Consider the following 17,298-nt stretch of genomic DNA (forward strand, 5'->3'; position numbering starts at 1 on the left):
CCCACGACCCGTCCATTGATCCTTTTGATCACTCATGCCTTTTCTACCCCTGTGCGCTCGCAGTCTGCTGTCTCCAGCCAGTCCATCAGCTCATGAAAATCCTGCACCACGCATATGGGCGAGAACGCATTCAACTGTCTGGCATCGTGAACCCCCCAGGTCACAGCAACCCGGTCCATGCCCAGCGCCTGCGCCATGCCCATGTCGTGAACGCTGTCGCCAATCATGACGGCATCCTCAAGCGCCACATCGAGCGTCTCCAGCAGCTCAACCAGCATAAGGGGATCAGGTTTCGATCGGGTCAGGTCGGCCGTGCGGCTGTCATCAAACCAGTGACCGCAGTCCCGCTCGTTAAAAATGCGATCCAGCCCTCGCCGACTCTTGCCGGTGGCCACGGCCAGCTTGACGCCGGGGGCGGCTTTCAGCCGAGCGAGCCCTGCCTCCACGCCATCAAAAAAAGGCAGAACAGGCCCTTCCCGCTCGGCGGTCACAAAGTGATGGGCATAACACTGGCGAAGATGCTCGGCCCTTTCGTCATCAATGCCCGGACACAATCGGGCAATGGCCTCAGGCAACCCGAGACCAATGATATCGAGTACGGCCTCACGGCTCAGCGCAGGCCAGTCAACATCCAGAGCGGCCCGCTGCATGCAGTCCACGATTCGATCCGCCGAATCCATGAGCGTGCCATCCCAGTCAAAGATGATCAGACGATAACGCATCACTGTCGTGCTCCATTTGTACTCTCGGGGAAATCCGCCTGATCACTCTGCTAGCGCAGGCGTGCCAGTACGCCTTGCAGGTCGTCGCTCAAGGGCGCCTGCATCTGGACGAGCTGTTTTGAGGCGGGGTCGGTAAACCCCAGCATTCTGGCATGCAGAAAAAGACGGGACAGCTCACAGCGCTTGGCCAGACGCTCGCCGGACACACTGCCGTATTTGGTATCACCGAGCAGCGGATGCCCGGCATGGTCAGAGTGCACCCTGATCTGATGGGTGCGCCCGGTCACGGGCTCCGCTTCTATCAGCGAGGCACCCTTTAACGACTCGATCAGTGTAAAACGCGTTTTGGAAGCCTTGCCGGTCACATCTACGCGCACGCGACGCTCCCCATTGGGCAGCTCAAAGCGCAGCAGCGGCGCATCCACTTCATTCTGTTTAACGGACCACGCTCCCTCGACCAGAGCGAGATAATGCTTTTGCATTCGATGGCCGCGCAGCTCATCGCTGAGGAAATTGAGGGCATCGCGAGATTTGGCCACCAGAAGACAGCCCGAGGTATCGCGGTCCAGCCGATGCACCAGCTCCAGGTAAGACAGGTCATCACGTATCTGGCGCAGCGCTTCTATCAACCCGATCTTGACGCCGCTGCCACCGTGCACCGCAAGGCCCGAGGGCTTGTTGAACACCATCCAGTCCGGCGTCTCCTTTAAAAGACTACGCTCGATGACATGACGCAAATTGTCACTGACGTCCTGCACAGCCTCCTGAGGCGTCAGCCGAAGTGGCGGCACTCTTATACGATCCCCGATAACCAGGCGTCGACTGGCCTTGCAACGCCCCCCATTGACGCGCACTTCACCACGACGAATGATGCGATAAATCAGGGTACGAGGCGCGCCCTTGAGATGGGTAAGAAGAAAATTGTCCAGCCGCTGTCCATCATGATGCTCGTCAATTTCAAGCCACTGAACTTCACGCCCCTCGGCCATGTCTGCTTCCTCTTTTACCGGCTGTAAGGGGCGGCATTGTAGCGAAATAACGCCGTGATGACCCCGATTGTGGGCACCAGGGTTTACTGTTATATTCCGGGGGCTTCCTTAAGGTTTAAAAGACCTGATCGCGCCTGCAATAGATGACACGCAGGCCGAAGCAACAGAACAGTCGTCGGGTTATCAATGCCTGACACCTGGCAGTATTGAAGCACCCGGATTTTGCATCACGGGATAAACCATTTCCGTACCGAAAGCCGGTGCTGTTGAATTGATGGTTACCAGGTGTGACCGCCCTATTGGAAGACCGGTTAAGCAACCATGCTGCCGCGACATGTCTTCAGGCGGTCACGTACTCAACATGATCATGAAGCCTTTCCAGGGCCTGTCTGTATGACGCCCGTGGAATTGAAACATACTTGTAGACATGCGCTGAGCACAAACACTCTGGCCCGCGATTCGGCGTCACCGATGCCCGGCGCCACAGGCACTCAATGACAAGGTTTAACAACCCCTGTGGCACGGCATTTGTCTGACGGTACGCTCAGTCAGTGAGACAATATGAAACGCATGCTTATCAACGCGACGCAGCCCGAAGAGCTGAGAGTCGCGCTGGTCGACGGTCAAAGACTTTATGACCTCGATATCGAATCCGGTGCCCGCGAACAAAAAAAGGCCAACATCTATCGCGGACGCATTACCCGTGTTGAACCCAGCCTTGAAGCTGCCTTTGTCGACTTTGGCGCTGACCGCCACGGCTTCCTGCCGCTCAAGGAAATCTCGCGCGAATATTTCTCGAAAGAGCCTTCCGGCAACGGTCGTCCCAATATTCGTGAAGTGATCAAGGAAGGCCAGGAAGTCATTGTCCAGGTCGACAAGGAAGAGCGCGGCAACAAGGGCGCGGCGCTGACCTCCTTTGTCAGTCTGGCCGGTCGCTTTCTGGTCCTGATGCCCAACAATCCGCGAGCCGGCGGTATCTCTCGTCGCATTGAAGGCGATGAACGTACCGAACTCAAGGAGGCCATGAGCCAGCTCAACATGCCCGAAAAAATGGGCGTGATTGTTCGTACGGCCGGCATTGGCCGCTCCTCCGAGGAGCTGCAGTGGGATCTGGACTACCTGGTGCAGGTCTGGGAAACCATTACCGAAGAAGCCGGCAAGCGTTCGGCCCCCTTCCTGATTTATCGGGAATCCAACGTCATCATTCGTGCCATGCGCGATTACCTGCGCCAGGACATCGGCGAGGTACTGATTGACCATACCGACGTACACGAAGAAGCCATTAACTTCGTCAAGCAGGTCATGCCGTCGTATCAGCAGAAGATCAAGCTGTACAACGATGATGTGCCGCTGTTCTCTCGTTTTCAGATCGAATCCCAGATCGAGACGGCCTACGAGCGTGAAGTGAAACTGCCCTCAGGCGGCTCGGTGGTCATCGACCACACCGAAGCACTGGTCTCCATCGACATCAACTCCTCACGCGCCACCAAGGGTGGTGACATCGAGGAAACGGCACTGCAGACCAATCTCGAGGCTGCCGACGAAATTGCCCGTCAGCTGCGTCTTCGTGATATTGGCGGCCTGGTCGTGATCGACTTTATCGACATGACCCCGGCCCGCAATCAGCGCGAAGTCGAAAACCGCGTCCGGGACGCCCTAAAGCTTGATCGCGCTCGCGTTCAGATTGGTCGCATCTCGCGTTTCGGTCTCATGGAAATGTCACGTCAGCGCCTGCGTCCATCGCTGGGCGAAACCAGCGGTGTGGTATGCCCGCGCTGTAACGGTCAGGGCACCATTCGTGACGTCCGCTCACTGTCACTCTCGATCATGCGACTGATCGAGGAAGAGGCAATGAAGGATCGCAGCTCACAGATCCGCGCCATGCTGCCAGTACCGGTTGCGACCTATCTGCTCAACGAAAAGCGCAACGTTCTGGCCGACATCGAGCGCCGTCAGGGGGTACGCGTCATGCTGCTGCCCCAGCCCGAACTTGAAACACCGCATTACGACGTGCAGCGCTACCGTGATGATCAGGTCGACCCTGAAGAGGCCGCGCGCTCGAGCTTTGAAATGTCGGACGACTTCGAAGCCCCTGAAGACGAAAGCGAAACCTATCGCAAACCCGTTAAGCGCACTGAAGCCGCGGTTCGGTCGGTGGCCCACCGAACACCGGCCCCCGAGCCCGTGGCAGCCCAGGTTGAAGAAGAACCTTCAGGCTTTTTGAGCCGTCTGATGAAAGGCTTCAATCGCCTGATGGGCAGCGATGAAAGCAGCAGCAAGCAGGAAACGACCAGCGCCGAGCCCCAGAAGGAAAGCACCCGGCAGGCACCAAACGCGCGAGAAGAAAAGCCACAGCCGGCCCCGCAGGACAATATCGCCCGCGATGAGCAGAAATCTTCATCCAGCAATGGCGAACAGCGCAATAACCGTCGTGACAGCACAAAGCGTGACGACAGCGCCGGAAGCAGAAACGGTCGTAACGAAAAACGCACCGCTTCTGACAAGGGTCGTGATGACAAAAGCCGTGATGACAAGAGCCGTCGCGACCGACCGTCACGCGAGTCCGACAAGGGCGATAACGCGAGCGGTCGTAATGACAAGCGCCAGCAAAACAATGCCCCGGACAAGTCAGATAACGTCGGTGCCGAGCGCAATGACAAGCGTCAGCAAAGCGCCTCAACCCCCAAAAGCGACAACACCGCTCCCGAGCGTAGCGACAAGCGTCCGCAGGGTGCCGCGACAGAAAAGAGCACCGACAAGGCGAGTGAAGACAGCGAGCGCAAAAAGCCTGTTTCCGAGGCCCCTGCCAAAACGGAAAGTGCTCAGGATGAACGTGCTCAGCCCTCGCCCGCTGCATCTCAGGACAGCGATGACGGCAAGCCGCGTCGTACCCGCAACAACCCGCGTCAGCGCAGCCGCAAGCAGGCGTTGAACCCGGAAGCGGTCGCTGAGCAGGAACGCCTGCAGTCTGAAGCCGACCAGTCGGCAGCCTCTGCTGCTCCTGAAAACGCTGCGAAAGAGGTGGCCACGAAAGAAACTGCCAGTCCGGCAAATTCGAGCGCTGCGACGTCCAGTGAGCCCGCCAGCACCGATTCGAAAGTGGCGGCTCAAACCAGTGACGCTTCCACCACGAACGGTGCCACTTCTAAAGCGCCAATGCCTGCGCCGGAGAAAACAGCCTCAGGCTCTGACGACAAGGCGCCCGCCACTGAAGACAAGACACCGTCTACCTCAGGAAATGGTCGCAAATCCGTCAGCGCCACTTTTGGTCGTGAACCGCTGCCCGCCGAAACCACCTCTGATCAGAAAGGTGTCAAGACGAGCAAGGCTGCCGAGACCACAGGGTCTGCCGCCAATACGGTCCAAAAGGCTGATACGGAGCATCAGGACAAGTTCGCTGCCAAAACGTCGCCAAAGGGCTCTGATGTGACCGGTGACAGCCCCTCCGGCGAAGCGGCCTCTGCAAAGTCGGACAAGCCTGCGGCCATGACCGACACGAAAGCCGTCAGGGAAAGTGGTCAACAGTCTCCTGTAGATACAACCGCAACGGCTGCAGACAGCACCACTCAAAAGCCTGGTGATAGCGTCAAGGAAGCATCATCTGCCAAACCGGCTTCCAACGCCAAAAAGGAAGCGACCGACGCAGGCAAGCCGGCTGCTGCCAATGAAGCCACTCCGCGTGAGCAGCCTCATCTGGTATCGCAGGAAGCCAAAGCGTCCGTTACGGCCAAGGCTTCAAGCGAGGCGCCGACGCGTGACATCAACAAGCAGAGTGTGACCTCGCGCGAAAAGGCCGCGGAAACATCCGCACCGAAAGGCCCGACAGCACCTGAAGCCGGACAGGTAGCAGAACAGAAGTCCAGTACTGCCACTGCCAAAGACGCTGAAAAACCGTCGTCGATCGATGCCACCAGGCCTGCAAGCGCTGAAGCCTCCACGGCCTCGTCCAGCAGCAAGCGCGAGACCACTACCGGCGCCAGTGACAAAGCGGCACCCAGTGCTGAAAAAAACGCTGACAAGGCGACAGGCTCTGACACCACGTCAGTGAAAGACGAAGCCACTGCCAGGGAATCCGCTTCTCAGCAGCGTCAGCGTCGCCGCGCACATAATGATCCGCGTGAACGTCGTCGTCAGCAGCAGCGCGAGCAGCGTGATAACCAGACTTCTGGTGAATAACGTCTAACCCGCATCAAAAAGGCCCACTCCATTGGAGTGGGCCTTTTTTTGTTTGCAGAATCCGGGCCTTTTCTGCGACCCCCGGGTTTGCATCTTACTGTCCGATAATACCGGGCTCCATCTCGAGCATAACGCCAAAGCGTGCTTCAACAGACGCACGGATACGTTTTGCCATATCCAGTAGATCGCTCACGCTGCCGTCACCGTAATGCACCAGTACCAGCGCCTGCTGTTGATGAACCCCAACCCCATTGCTGCGATAGCCCTTCCAGCCGCATTGATCGATCAACCAGCCGGCGGCCAGCTTGGTGCCCTGATCGGTCGACCAGACCGGCATGGCAGGCCACTGCGTCATCAAGGCTTCAGCCTGTTCGACGGGTACCACGGGGTTTTTAAAAAAGCTCCCGGCATTGCCCAGCCTGCGGGGGTCAGGCAGCTTTTCCTGGCGAATGGCCGCCACGGCCGTGGCCACATCACTCGGACCGGGATTTTCCGGCAGACGGCGAGCAAGATCGCCATAGCCGACACGCGGTTTGCCGTCGAGATGAAGTCTAAGGACAACCCTGACGACCATGACCCTTCCAGCCAGCGTCGCCTTGAACACGCTGTGTCGATAACCGAAGTCGCACTTCGCCCGGTCCAGCATCTCGTAGCGGCCATCATCAAGGTGCATGACATGCACGCTATCGATGACATCACCGATTTCGCTGCCATAGGCGCCGATATTCTGTATGGGCGCCGCGCCCACCGATCCCGGAATCAGCGCCAGGTTTTCGATGCCCCACCAGCCAGCCGAGGTGGTTTTCTCAACCAGCGCATGCCAGTCAACGCCCGCTTCTATATGCCAGAGCGCTTCATTCGCGCTGACAGGCTCCTGCCAGATGCGCTGCCCCGTATAGCGCACCACCATCCCATCGACACAGGGGTTCATGACGACATTGCTGCCGCCCCCCAGAGGGATAATGCGACTGAATCGGTGACGGCCGGCAGAAAGAATGCGGCGAAGGGAAAGCAACGAGTCGGCTTCGGCAAGTGCCTGCGCCCGGGATTCAAAACCCAGCGTGTTGCGGGACTTCAGGGAAACGCCATACTGAATCCTCAACCCAGGGCTTCCCGACGTTCAATATGCTCAAGCAGCCCCTGACAGCCGGCAGCGATCTGATCGGCGACCTGCTCGAAATTATCGGTATTGCCAAAATAAGGATCACCGATTTCCACACCTGTTCCCTCGTGTGAAAAATCCATCAGCAATCCCACATGGGCGCGTCGATCCCTTGGTGCCATCCTTCTCAGGGCAGACAGGTTGTCCGCATCCATGCAGAGGATGTAGTCAAAGCGCTCGAAGTCATCCGGGCGAATGACGCGGCCACGCAGATCCGAGATATCGGCGTCACGCTGATGGGCTTCGCGCTGGGCCCGGGGGTCGGGCGGCTCCCCCACGTGATAGTCGCCGACACCGCAAGAGTCGATCTCTATACGATCCTCAAGGGCCTTGCGCTGTACCCCCTGGAGGAAAAGACCTTCTGCCATGGGAGAACGACAGATGTTGCCCAGGCAGACAAACAGGACTCGAATCAATCTGAGCTCCTTGTCAGCAGCTCACGCACACGTGCCAGATCCTCTGGCGTATCAACGCCGGCAGGATATTGCTCGGTAGCCACGGCCACCGAAATGGCGTAGCCATGATAGAGCGCTCGAAGCTGTTCGAGCTGCTCGCAGGCTTCAATGGGCGCGACTGGAAGATTTTGATAATCGCGCAAAAACGAGGCGCGATAGGCGTAAATACCGATGTGTCGAAGCCAGCCCTGCCCCAGGTCGTGCTCTCCCGATGGGTGAGCAGAATCCGACAGATCAAAGCGATCACGGTCCCAGGGAATGGGCGCACGTGAAAAATAAAGGGCCCGCCCCTGCTGGCTGCAGACCACCTTGACCACGCTTGTGCGCATCAGGGTAGCTCGATCGGCAATGGGTTCTGCAAGCGTTGCCATCGCCGCCCCATCGTCTGCCTTGAGCGATTCGGCGACGCGATCGATCAGGCCGCTGGGCAGAAGTGGCTCGTCACCCTGCACGTTGACGATGCAATCGTCATCATGAAGATCAAGCCTGTCGATGACCTCTGTCAGCCGCGACGTACCGTTGACATGATCCTCTCGGGTCATGACAACATCCGCTCCAAAGCCACGCGCAACGCCAGCAATCTGCTCGTTATCAGTGGCAATCAGCACCCGAGAGGCTCCTGATGCCATGGCACGCTGCCAGACATACTCGATCATGGGCCTGCCGGCAATCTCAAGCAGCGGCTTGCCGGGCAGACGCTGCGAGGCGAATCTGGCCGGGATGATGACGGTAAAGGCCTGACTCATAATGCAGCCGGTGTTCCGGACGGTTTGCCCAGCGATTCTTCAACACTCAAGCGCCGTGCCCGGCTGACAAGCATGACCGGGATACCATCGGTCACCGGATAGGCCATCCCGCTTTCGCGACACAGCAGCTCGTTGGTCTCGCGGTTGTATTCAAGCTTTCCGCCACTTTCAGGGCATACCAGCATGGCAAGCAGTTCCTGATCCATTCTCTTTCTCCTGCATCAGAGTTTTTCAAGACGCGAGGCCAGCCACTTGATCAGGGCAGGCTCCGGGCACGCTTCAATATCCAGCGACCAGCAACGCTCATTGGCAAAGGCGCGACACTTGACAGCATCCTTGGCCGTCATGACCACCGGGCGATTATCGGCAAAGCGCACATCCTGCGCCGAAAAACGATGATGGTCCGGCAGCGGATGTTGATCAAACACCACGCCCAGTGTCTCGAGTGTTTTAAAAAAACGCTGGGGATTGCCAATGCCGGCAATGGCATGGACTCGCCCATCGAAAGGACGAGCGTCGATACTATAGCAAACCCCATCGTTGAGGTGGCGCCATGCACTGGGCACCAGTGACATGGAATATTGCGCGACCGTATCGGGAGACTGTAGATCGCCGTTGGAGATAATGGCATCTACCTCTTCCAGTCGGGAAAGTGGCTCGCGCAGTGGGCCGACCGGCAGGCAGCGACCATTGCCGAACCCACGCATACCATCGACCACGACCAGCTCGATATCGCGCCCCAGCGCATGGTGCTGCAGCCCATCGTCAGACAGCAAAATATTGCAGCCGGCCGCAATCAATTTACGTGCTGCGCGAGGGCGGTCCGGGTCTACCACGACAGGCAGCCGGGTCTGCTGCGCCAGCATGACGGGTTCATCACCGGCATGGGTCACATCACTGGTGTCGCTGACATAGAAGGGATAGCGCGGCGCATGACCGCCATACCCGCGCGAGATGATCCCGGGCTGCCAGCCCTGGTCCTTCAGCCAGCGCCCCAGCCATGCGGTCAGCGGGGATTTGCCGGTGCCTCCGACAGTAATATTGCCCACCACAATCACCGGTACCGGCGATGTCCATATTTCACGTCGGCCGCTCTGGTAGGCCTGACGCCGGCGAGCCGTGACGTTTTTGTACAGGACTTCCAGTGGTGTCAGCAGACCCGGCCATCGAGCGCCGCTGTACCACGCCCGTTCAAGACGCTTCATGGGGCCATCAGTCCAGTAGTGTTCTCACACCGGGACATTGCTGCGCTCCTCACTGAACTGGATGCGATGCAATGCAGCATAGGCACCGTCCTGTTCCAGTAGCGCGGCATGACTCCCGGATTCGATAACTTCACCGTTATCCATGACCAGAATGCGATCGGCCTGCTCGATGGTTGACAGCCTATGGGCAATCACAAAGGTGGTACGTCCCTCGCAGACCTTTTCGAGGGCGCGCTGAATGTAGCGTTCGGATTCGGTATCCAGCGCCGAAGTAGCCTCATCCAGGATCAGGATCGGGGCATTCTTGAAAATGGCACGCGCAATGGCGATACGCTGGCGCTGTCCACCGGAGAGCATGACCCCATTGTCACCGACCAGAGTGTCATAGCCCTTTGGCAGACGCTCAATGAACTCATCGGCATACGCCGCCTGTGCGGCAGCCACGACCGCTTCACGTGACGCATGATCAATGCCGTAGGCGATATTATCGGCAATGGTAGCGTTGAAAAGCGTCACATTCTGGGTCACCAGCGCGATCTGACGGCGCAGGGCCTGCATGGAATAATCGCGGACATCTACGCCATCAATGCAGATACGACCGTCTGTCGCATCATAAAACCGCGGCAGCATATTCATCATGGTGCTTTTGCCGCTGCCGGACCGCCCAACCAGGGCAATCATTTCGCCGGCATGAACCTCATGATTGATGCCCTTGAGTACATCCGGCAGGTCACTGCCGTAGCGAAAACGGACATCTTCAAAGCTGACCTGCCCCTGAACACGGCCCGGATCGTGCGTGCCATTGTCCGGCTCACGCGGTCTGTCCATCAGTTCAAAAAGCTCCTGAGCAGCGGCCAGCCCCTTTTGAATGACGCCGTTGATTTCCGTCAGCGACTTGATGGGCTTGATGATCATGCTGGCCGCAGTGATGAACCCGATAAACTGCCCCGCGCTCATGTTGCCCAACAGTTTAGGGTCCAGCGCCAGCCACACCAGCAGTGCCAGCGATACGGCCACCAGCGTCTGAATGACCGGTGCGCTAATGGCCTTGGTCAGGGCCTCCTTGAGGCTCTGATCACGGTTGTACTGACTCGCACGGTTAAAGCGCTCGTATTCGTGCTGCTCCGCCCCGTGTGTGCGCACCACACGATACCCCGTGATGGTTTCGGAGGCCACATGCGTCACCTCTCCCACCGACTTCTGAATGCGCCTTGAGAGCTTGCGAAAGCGCTTGCTGCACCAGGCCACCACCAGACCGATCAGCGGCGTGATCGCGACAAAAATCAGCATCAGCTTCCAGTTGACCCAGAACAGATAAAACGTGAGCCCCACCACCAGCATGCCTTCCTGAAGCACGACATTCAGGGCCTTGGTTGCCGCACCTGTGACCTGCTCAACGTGATAGGTCACACGAGAAATCAAATGGCCGCCACTGTTTTCATCATAAAAGCGACCCGGTAGATGCAGCATCTGGTCGAAGACCGAAACGCGCAGACGATGAACCACATTGCGCGCCACATACTCCATGCCATAGGTCCCCAGAAAGGTACCAAAGCCACGGGCCACAAAAATGCCGATCATCATCAGTGGCAAGGCCTGACGGAAATCGGCATCGGGGTTTTGTATACCGTCTGTCAGAAACTCCATGATGCGCGCCATGAGAGTACTGGACCCGGCATAGATGGCGTTGCCAATCAATGCGATCGCAAAAGCCTTCCAGAAAGGCTTCACATAGGTCAGCAGACGGGCGTACAGCGTCAGGCTGGCGTTTGATTTCACGGGCTCTCCTACCTGGCTGATGGCGATAGCGGATAAACATGTCACAGCGCGAACGGCGCCTGGCTCCATGATGAGCCGTGACCGATCATGATCCAAGACTGCCCCATGGCAATCACCGGCCGGATTCTACCCCAGGTCGACACGCTTCGACACCGCTGACCGGATGCGAGGAAACAACCCGAATTCCAGAAGCGCGACTCGTCACGGCAATGGCACCATCAAAGGCGGTATTCCACTGACAGCTTCCGGCATGGTGGAATCGTCTGACCACGCTGTCAGCGGGATGCCCGTAGGCATTTAGGTAACCGGCGCTATAGATCACCCGCGCAGGCTCAAGCATGTTGATCAGGCGCCGGGAAGAACTGCCATGACTGCCGTGATGGCCTGCCACGAGGATATCAACCGGCTTTTGATAGTGGGCAACGATCCGGGACTCAACGTCCTGGCCCGCATCACCGGTGATCAGAATGCGATGGTGGGGCGTTTCGATCAGCAGTACGCAGGAACGATCGTTTTCGGCCGCCGGCATGGTGGCCCTGCTGCGCGGCCAGAGGAAAGTAAAATTCACGCCATCGACCCGCCATGAAGCGCCGGCGCGACAGGGGGTGATTTCATCGACGTCAATGGTATCCGACAACGGTGACCACCAGCGGCTCACCTTGTGCAGGGCCTTGAGTACCGGCACCCCGCCGGCATGATCCGTATCCCCGTGCGAGATGATCACGCCGTCGAAATGCTGTGCCTGATCCCAGAGCGTGGTCACCGGCATGAACCCTGACCGTGATCGCGGGCCGCTGTCGTAAAGCCAGCGCCCATTGGCTGTGCGAATATCGATCAGCTGCCCCTGACCGACATCATGGATTACCAGCGACAATTCGCCGCTACGAAGTGCCAGGGTGTTACTTGCGCCAAGACACAAGGAAATCGTCATGACGCTGGCCCCCCATCGCCACGAACGCGCAAGACCCGGCACCAGCCATACCAGACAAATCAACAGCGCCATGATGGCAAGCGGCCATACCTGATCAGAGTCAGGCTGCCAGTGGGGCTGCCACTGCCGTACCTGCTCAAGAGCGCTTTCAAAAAGATGGGCAGCTTGCCCAAAGAGCCACCAGAGCAGCTGACCAACGCCCGGGACGGGAGACAGCAACCAGCCCAGCAGGGCCAGAGGAACCATCACCATGGAGACCCAGGGAATGGCAATGAGGTTGGTCAGCAGCGAAAAGCTCGCCAGCTGTCCGAACAAAATCAGCGTAGCGCCGCCGGTGGCCAGACTCAAAAGGGCCTGACTTCGAAGGATGGTGTACCACCAGACACGTTTTTCCCGCCAGCGCCATGCCACGATCAAAACGGCCACCGCACCAAAGGAAAGCCAGAACCCGGCATTCATCAAGGACAATGGCGCACTCATGACCACCACCAGAAACGCCAGCCACCAGGCCTGCCATACGCCGGGTGCATGACGACCACTGGCAGTCCAAAGGGCAATAAGCGTCATGATGGCCGCGCGGACGGCCGGCGGCGCAAACCCGGAAAGACCGGCATAAGCCACGGCAGCCAGACCCGCCAGACACCAGGGCCAGATCACCATGCGCCAGCGATACGGCTGACAAAAACGAGCCAGAAGACGGCCAAGCAGCAGCACCCAACCCGATACCAGCCCAATATGAAGACCCGAAATCACCGCCAGATGCGTGGTGCCCGTCTCTCTGAGCAGCTTCCACTGAGATGCCTCAAGCGCCTTGCCGTCTCCCAGTGTTAACGCCTGAAGCCAGCGCCGGGTAAAATCATCGTGTACCCGTGAAGCCAGCCAACGCTCGGTCAACGCAGGTCCGTTTCCTTTTTGAAGGCGCACCGCATTGTCTGCGTCACGCACATAGCCGGTGGCCCCAAAGCCCTTCTCCATGAGCCAGTTGCCATAATCAAATCGACCGGGATTGAGAAAGCCGTGCGGGGGCTTCAAGCGCGCCGTCAAACGCCATCGATCTCCCTTTTCCAGCACCGGGGGGCGATACCAGTCGAGGCGGACGTGTTCAAGATGATCACAGCGTGGCAGCTCAGGCGCACCCTGACAGTGCGCGACCACAAGGTTCAGCCGTATTCGACCATCAAGTCTTTCAAGCGAGACGATACGTCCACTCAGCGTGACGTCCTGTTTGGCCAGACCATCCGCCAGAGGTTCGGGCCACTGAACGAGGCCGTGATACAGCACCACGGACAGAACCGCCGCCATGAGCAGCATCAACCGGTGATACAGCGCCGCCGCCAGCAGCCAGATCAGGGCAAGCGCCCATAGCCATATTTCCTGCGGCACACGTACCAGCAGGGCACCGATCATGGCACCAAGACACAGCAGCGGGAGGCGTATACCTTCTACACAGTCAATCAGTTCACGACGAATGGGCACAAAGCGCTCATGATTTTCAGAAAGATTTTCCTCACCCATGGGGTTCAGGGATAATGGTGACCTCGTTCTGTCTGGACGCTGCCTGATGCTGCGCCGATTTATTCAACGCTATCTGCCGGACCCGGAGACCATTCGGCGCCGAAAATCGCTCCGACTGATTCATCCATTGCTTGGCAACCCTGCCCTCTGGCTGGTCACGCGGCGAAGCATTGCCAATGGCATGTCCGTGGGGCTTTTTTGCGCCCTGCTGCCGATTCCCGGGCAGATGCTGGTGGCAGCGCTCGGCGCCTGGTGGCTGCGTGGCCACTTGCCCCTGGCACTCGCCCTGGTATGGCTGACCAACCCGCTGACCATGCCGGTGGTCTTCTATGTCACCTATCGCGCCGGTGCCTGGATACTGCATACCCCACCGCGCGCCCTGCCTGATGAGGTCAGTGTCAGCTGGTTTGCCAATCAGGTGGTCGACATGATGCCGGCCCTGATTATCGGGTCACTGGTCTGTGCGCTGGTTATCGGCATTGCGGCCAACATCTTGACGCGCCTTTGCTGGCGATGGCATATCCTGCGCGTTTTGCGCAAGCGTCGTCAGCGCCGCCGCCAGCGATGACACCCGCCATTGAAGGGTCCTGTTCTTGAAGCAGGTGCCCTGTCGACACCGGACAAGAGACATGAACATGTCTCTGTAGCGTTTTTTAAACTATGTTAATGCTGCCTGCCCTGCAGGCACATTCATCCATTATCGACAGGGAAGCCGACATCATGGATCTGGGAATTACCAATCGCGTTGCCATTATTACCGGTGCCAAGGGTGGTCTGGGACTCGCTGCTGCACGTGAGCTGGCCAATGAAGGCGTAAAGCTTGTGCTATCTGACATGGATATAGAGCAGCTTGAGAAGGACGCTGCCCTGATCGACGGTGATGTTATCTGCTACAAGGCCGACATCACCCGTCAGGAAGATGTCGATGCACTGGCTCAGGCCGCCATCGAAAGTTTTGGCACCATCGATATTGTTGTACATACAGCAGGCATTACCGGTGCCAAGGGCCATCCACTCGACATGAAGGATGAAGACTTCGCGGACACCTGGCAGATCAACTTCATGTCCGCCGTGCGCATGGCGCGTGCCACCTTCCCCACCATGCGCGCAAAGGGCTGGGGCCGCTTTGTCTGTATTACCTCGGAAAACGCCGTGCAGCCCTACTGGGATGAAGCCGTCTATAACGTCTCCAAGGCAGCGCTGGCGACATTTGTCAAGAATCTGGCCTATGGTGAGGCGGAAAACGGCATTCTCTGCAATACGGTGTCTCCTGCCTTTATTGAATCTCCCATGACCGATGGCATGATGGAGAAGCGTTCAAAAGAGAACAGCTGCTCCCTTGACGAGGCAGTGGAAAGCTTTCTCGCAGAAGAGCGACCCGGCATCAAGCTCAAGCGCCGCGGGCAACCGGAAGAAGTCTCTGCAGCCATTGCTCTGGCCGTCTCCGAACGTGGCTCGTTCATCAGCGGCGCCAACATCCGTGTGGATGGCGGCGCGGTCATGTCGGTTCAAAACTGACCCACGTCTTTACACACAGTAAATCGTCCAGACGATAAAAGGCCCGCCAGCATTGCTGGCGGGCCTTTTTAATGGGCCTCAAACCGATATCAGGTCATGACATCAGGGGCCAGGCGGCCCTTGTCCAGACGCAACACCCGATCCTGATGCCGGGCAATCGCCATGTCATGGGTCACGACCACAAAGGCACTGCGAGAGCGCTCGGCCACCTCATCCATCAGATCCAGAATCTGGCGCGCCGTTACCTGATCCAGATTACCGGTCGGTTCATCCATCAACACCAGACTGGGGTCTGTAACCAGCGCGCGGGCGATGGCCACACGCTGGCGCTCACCGCCGGAAAGCTCACCGGGCTTGTGCGCGCCTCGTGGCGCCATGCCAACTCTTTCCAGCAGTGCATTGGCTTTTTTGGCCGCCTCATTACGGCTCTGACCGCGGATAATCAACGGCATGGAGACATTTTCAAGCGCCGTGAACTCTGCGAGCAGATGGTGAAACTGATACACAAAGCCAATGTGCTGATTACGAAACCGACCAATGGCCGTCTCGGAAAGCCCCTTGATGGGGCGACCGCCAATCAGGATTTCCCCCTGCGTTGGGTGATCCAGCCCTCCCAACAGGTTAAGCAGCGTGGTCTTGCCACTGCCCGAGCTGCCTACCACTGCAATGCGCTCCCCGGCAGCCACCGTCAACTCCAGATTATCCAGCACGGTCAGGTCCTGCGGACCCTCCTGATAAACGCGACTCAGTCCTCGGCAGACCAGCATGTTGTCGCGCTCTGTCATTGTCGCATCGTGTTGACTACTCATAGCGCAGCACCTCGGCCGGTTGTACCCGCGCAGCTCGCCACGCCGGATAAAGGGTCGACAGAAAACTCAATAGCAGGGCCACACCGGTCACGACCATGACATCTGAGAACTCAAGGCGTGAAGGCAGATAGCTGATGAAATAAACGCTCGGATCCAGAAACTGAATGCCAAAGACGGATTCAACCCAGCTGATGATGTCGGCAATCGATAGCGCCAGCGCAATACCGGCAATGACGCCCAAGACAATGCCGATGATGCCGATGGTAATGCCCTGCACCATGAAAATGCCCATGATGGAGCGTGGTGTGGCCCCCAGCGTGCGCAGGATCGCGATGTCGGCATGCTTGTCGGTCACGACCATGACCAGAGTCGAGACAATATTGAACGCTGCCACGGCCACGATGACCATCAACAGCAGACCAATCATGCGCTTTTCCATCTGGATGGCTTGGAACAGGTTGCCCTGCGTGTAGGTCCAGTCGATCCCACGATAGCCGGGCGGCATGCCATTGATGATGTCGCGGGTCACGCTGTGCGCCTTGAACAGATCATCAAGCTTCAAGCGGATGCCCTGCGCCTCACCCTGCTGCCGCGCCAGAGTTTTCATGTCCCCCAGGCTGGTATAGGCCAGGCTACCATCGAGCTGCGCGCCCACCTGAAAGATGCCGGAAACGGTAAAGCGCTTCAAACGCGGGAACACACCACCGGGCGTGATCGACGCCTCGGGCACCAGAAGAGTCACGCTGTCGCCGACGCCAACACCCAGATTTCTGGCCAGAAGACTGCCGAGAACGACGTTCCAGCTGCCCTTTTGAAGAGAAGCCAGCTCGCCTCCCACCATGTGATCACCAATGATGGAGACCTTCTCTTCCGCCTCGGGCAGGATGCCTTCAATCATTGCTCCCTGCGTCTGGCCGCTGGAGGAGAACATGCCCTGCTGCTCAATATAGGGCGCCGCCCCCACGACATGATTGTGTTGCTGCAGCTGCTCTGCCAGCGCACGCCAATCATTGACACCGTTTTGCGCCTCAATACGAGTGTGCGGGACCATGCCCAGCACGCGTGTTCTCAGTTCATGATCAAAGCCATTCATGACCGAGAGCACCAGAATCAGTACTGCCACACCCAGCGTCAGGCCGAGCATGGAGGTCAGCGAGATAAAGGAGATGAAGTGGTTACGCCGCTTGGCTCGCGTATAGCGAAGCCCGATCAGGAAAGGAATTCGATCAAGCATTATTGGCCTGGGATCCAGTGACAGGAGCGGATATGGTACGGACTTTTAAGTCACCCT

14 protein-coding genes are annotated in these 17,298 nt (G+C 58.3%); 3 read left to right on the top strand and 11 right to left on the bottom strand.

Annotated elements, in window-relative coordinates:
• Window positions 1-32: 32 nt before the first annotated feature.
• Both KSP9073_RS05880 and KSP9073_RS05885 read right to left on the bottom strand, forming a co-directional pair.
• Complete coding sequence (locus tag KSP9073_RS05880) at window positions 33-722, bottom strand: HAD family hydrolase (RefSeq protein ID WP_108842069.1); 690 nt, start codon at window positions 720-722, stop codon at window positions 33-35.
• A 50-nt stretch (window positions 723-772) separates the two neighbouring features.
• On the bottom strand, window positions 773-1,711 hold the full coding sequence (locus KSP9073_RS05885) for an RluA family pseudouridine synthase (protein ID WP_108842070.1): 939 nt from the start codon (window positions 1,709-1,711) through the stop codon (window positions 773-775).
• 561 nt (window positions 1,712-2,272) lie between these two features.
• Here KSP9073_RS05885 and rne point away from each other — a divergent pair.
• Complete coding sequence (rne, locus tag KSP9073_RS05890; RefSeq protein ID WP_165814176.1) at window positions 2,273-5,887, top strand: ribonuclease E; 3,615 nt, start codon at window positions 2,273-2,275, stop codon at window positions 5,885-5,887.
• A 94-nt stretch (window positions 5,888-5,981) separates the two neighbouring features.
• Here rne and murB read toward each other — a convergent pair whose 3' ends face one another.
• The 7 genes from murB to KSP9073_RS05925 form a co-directional block, all read right to left on the bottom strand.
• Complete coding sequence (murB, locus tag KSP9073_RS05895) at window positions 5,982-6,989, bottom strand: UDP-N-acetylmuramate dehydrogenase (RefSeq protein ID WP_108842071.1); 1,008 nt, start codon at window positions 6,987-6,989, stop codon at window positions 5,982-5,984.
• Window positions 6,986-7,465 carry a low molecular weight protein-tyrosine-phosphatase gene (locus tag KSP9073_RS05900; RefSeq protein ID WP_341476547.1) on the bottom strand — a complete coding sequence of 160 codons (480 nt, stop codon included), beginning with the start codon at window positions 7,463-7,465 and terminating at the stop codon, window positions 6,986-6,988. Before KSP9073_RS05900 ends, murB begins: the two co-directional genes overlap by 4 nt.
• Window positions 7,462-8,250, bottom strand: a complete 789-nt coding sequence (kdsB, locus tag KSP9073_RS05905; protein ID WP_108842072.1) for a 3-deoxy-manno-octulosonate cytidylyltransferase — start codon at window positions 8,248-8,250, stop codon at window positions 7,462-7,464. Before kdsB ends, KSP9073_RS05900 begins: the two co-directional genes overlap by 4 nt.
• Entirely contained in the window at window positions 8,247-8,456 is a 210-nt protein-coding gene (locus tag KSP9073_RS05910) for a Trm112 family protein (protein ID WP_108842073.1), read from the bottom strand. Before KSP9073_RS05910 ends, kdsB begins: the two co-directional genes overlap by 4 nt.
• Window positions 8,457-8,471: 15 nt before the next feature.
• Complete coding sequence (gene lpxK, locus KSP9073_RS05915) at window positions 8,472-9,455, bottom strand: tetraacyldisaccharide 4'-kinase (RefSeq protein WP_108842074.1); 984 nt, start codon at window positions 9,453-9,455, stop codon at window positions 8,472-8,474.
• 24 nt (window positions 9,456-9,479) lie between these two features.
• The gene (msbA, locus tag KSP9073_RS05920) at window positions 9,480-11,234 is read right to left on the bottom strand and encodes a lipid A export permease/ATP-binding protein MsbA (protein WP_243409138.1); all 1,755 of its coding nucleotides are present in this window, start codon (window positions 11,232-11,234) and stop codon (window positions 9,480-9,482) included.
• Between the two features lie 112 nt (window positions 11,235-11,346).
• Window positions 11,347-13,680, bottom strand: coding sequence for a DNA internalization-related competence protein ComEC/Rec2 (locus tag KSP9073_RS05925; RefSeq protein ID WP_108842075.1), 2,334 nt, complete (start codon window positions 13,678-13,680; stop codon window positions 11,347-11,349).
• A gap of 46 nt (window positions 13,681-13,726) precedes the next feature.
• On the opposite strand from KSP9073_RS05925, the gene KSP9073_RS05930 reads away from it, so the two are divergent.
• Complete coding sequence (locus KSP9073_RS05930; protein WP_108842770.1) at window positions 13,727-14,248, top strand: DUF2062 domain-containing protein; 522 nt, start codon at window positions 13,727-13,729, stop codon at window positions 14,246-14,248.
• Window positions 14,249-14,400: 152 nt separating this feature from the next.
• Window positions 14,401-15,198, top strand: a complete 798-nt coding sequence (locus KSP9073_RS05935) for an SDR family NAD(P)-dependent oxidoreductase (protein WP_108842771.1) — start codon at window positions 14,401-14,403, stop codon at window positions 15,196-15,198.
• 89 nt (window positions 15,199-15,287) lie between these two features.
• Here KSP9073_RS05935 and KSP9073_RS05940 read toward each other — a convergent pair whose 3' ends face one another.
• Both KSP9073_RS05940 and KSP9073_RS05945 read right to left on the bottom strand, forming a co-directional pair.
• Window positions 15,288-16,007, bottom strand: coding sequence for an ABC transporter ATP-binding protein (locus KSP9073_RS05940; RefSeq protein ID WP_165814177.1), 720 nt, complete (start codon window positions 16,005-16,007; stop codon window positions 15,288-15,290).
• Entirely contained in the window at window positions 16,000-17,241 is a 1,242-nt protein-coding gene (locus tag KSP9073_RS05945; RefSeq protein WP_108842076.1) for a lipoprotein-releasing ABC transporter permease subunit, read from the bottom strand. Before KSP9073_RS05945 ends, KSP9073_RS05940 begins: the two co-directional genes overlap by 8 nt.
• Between the last annotated feature and the right edge of the window lie 57 nt (window positions 17,242-17,298).

Source organism: Kushneria phyllosphaerae (assembly GCF_900312995.1).
GTDB classification, from domain to species: Bacteria; Pseudomonadota; Gammaproteobacteria; order Pseudomonadales; family Halomonadaceae; genus Kushneria; species Kushneria phyllosphaerae.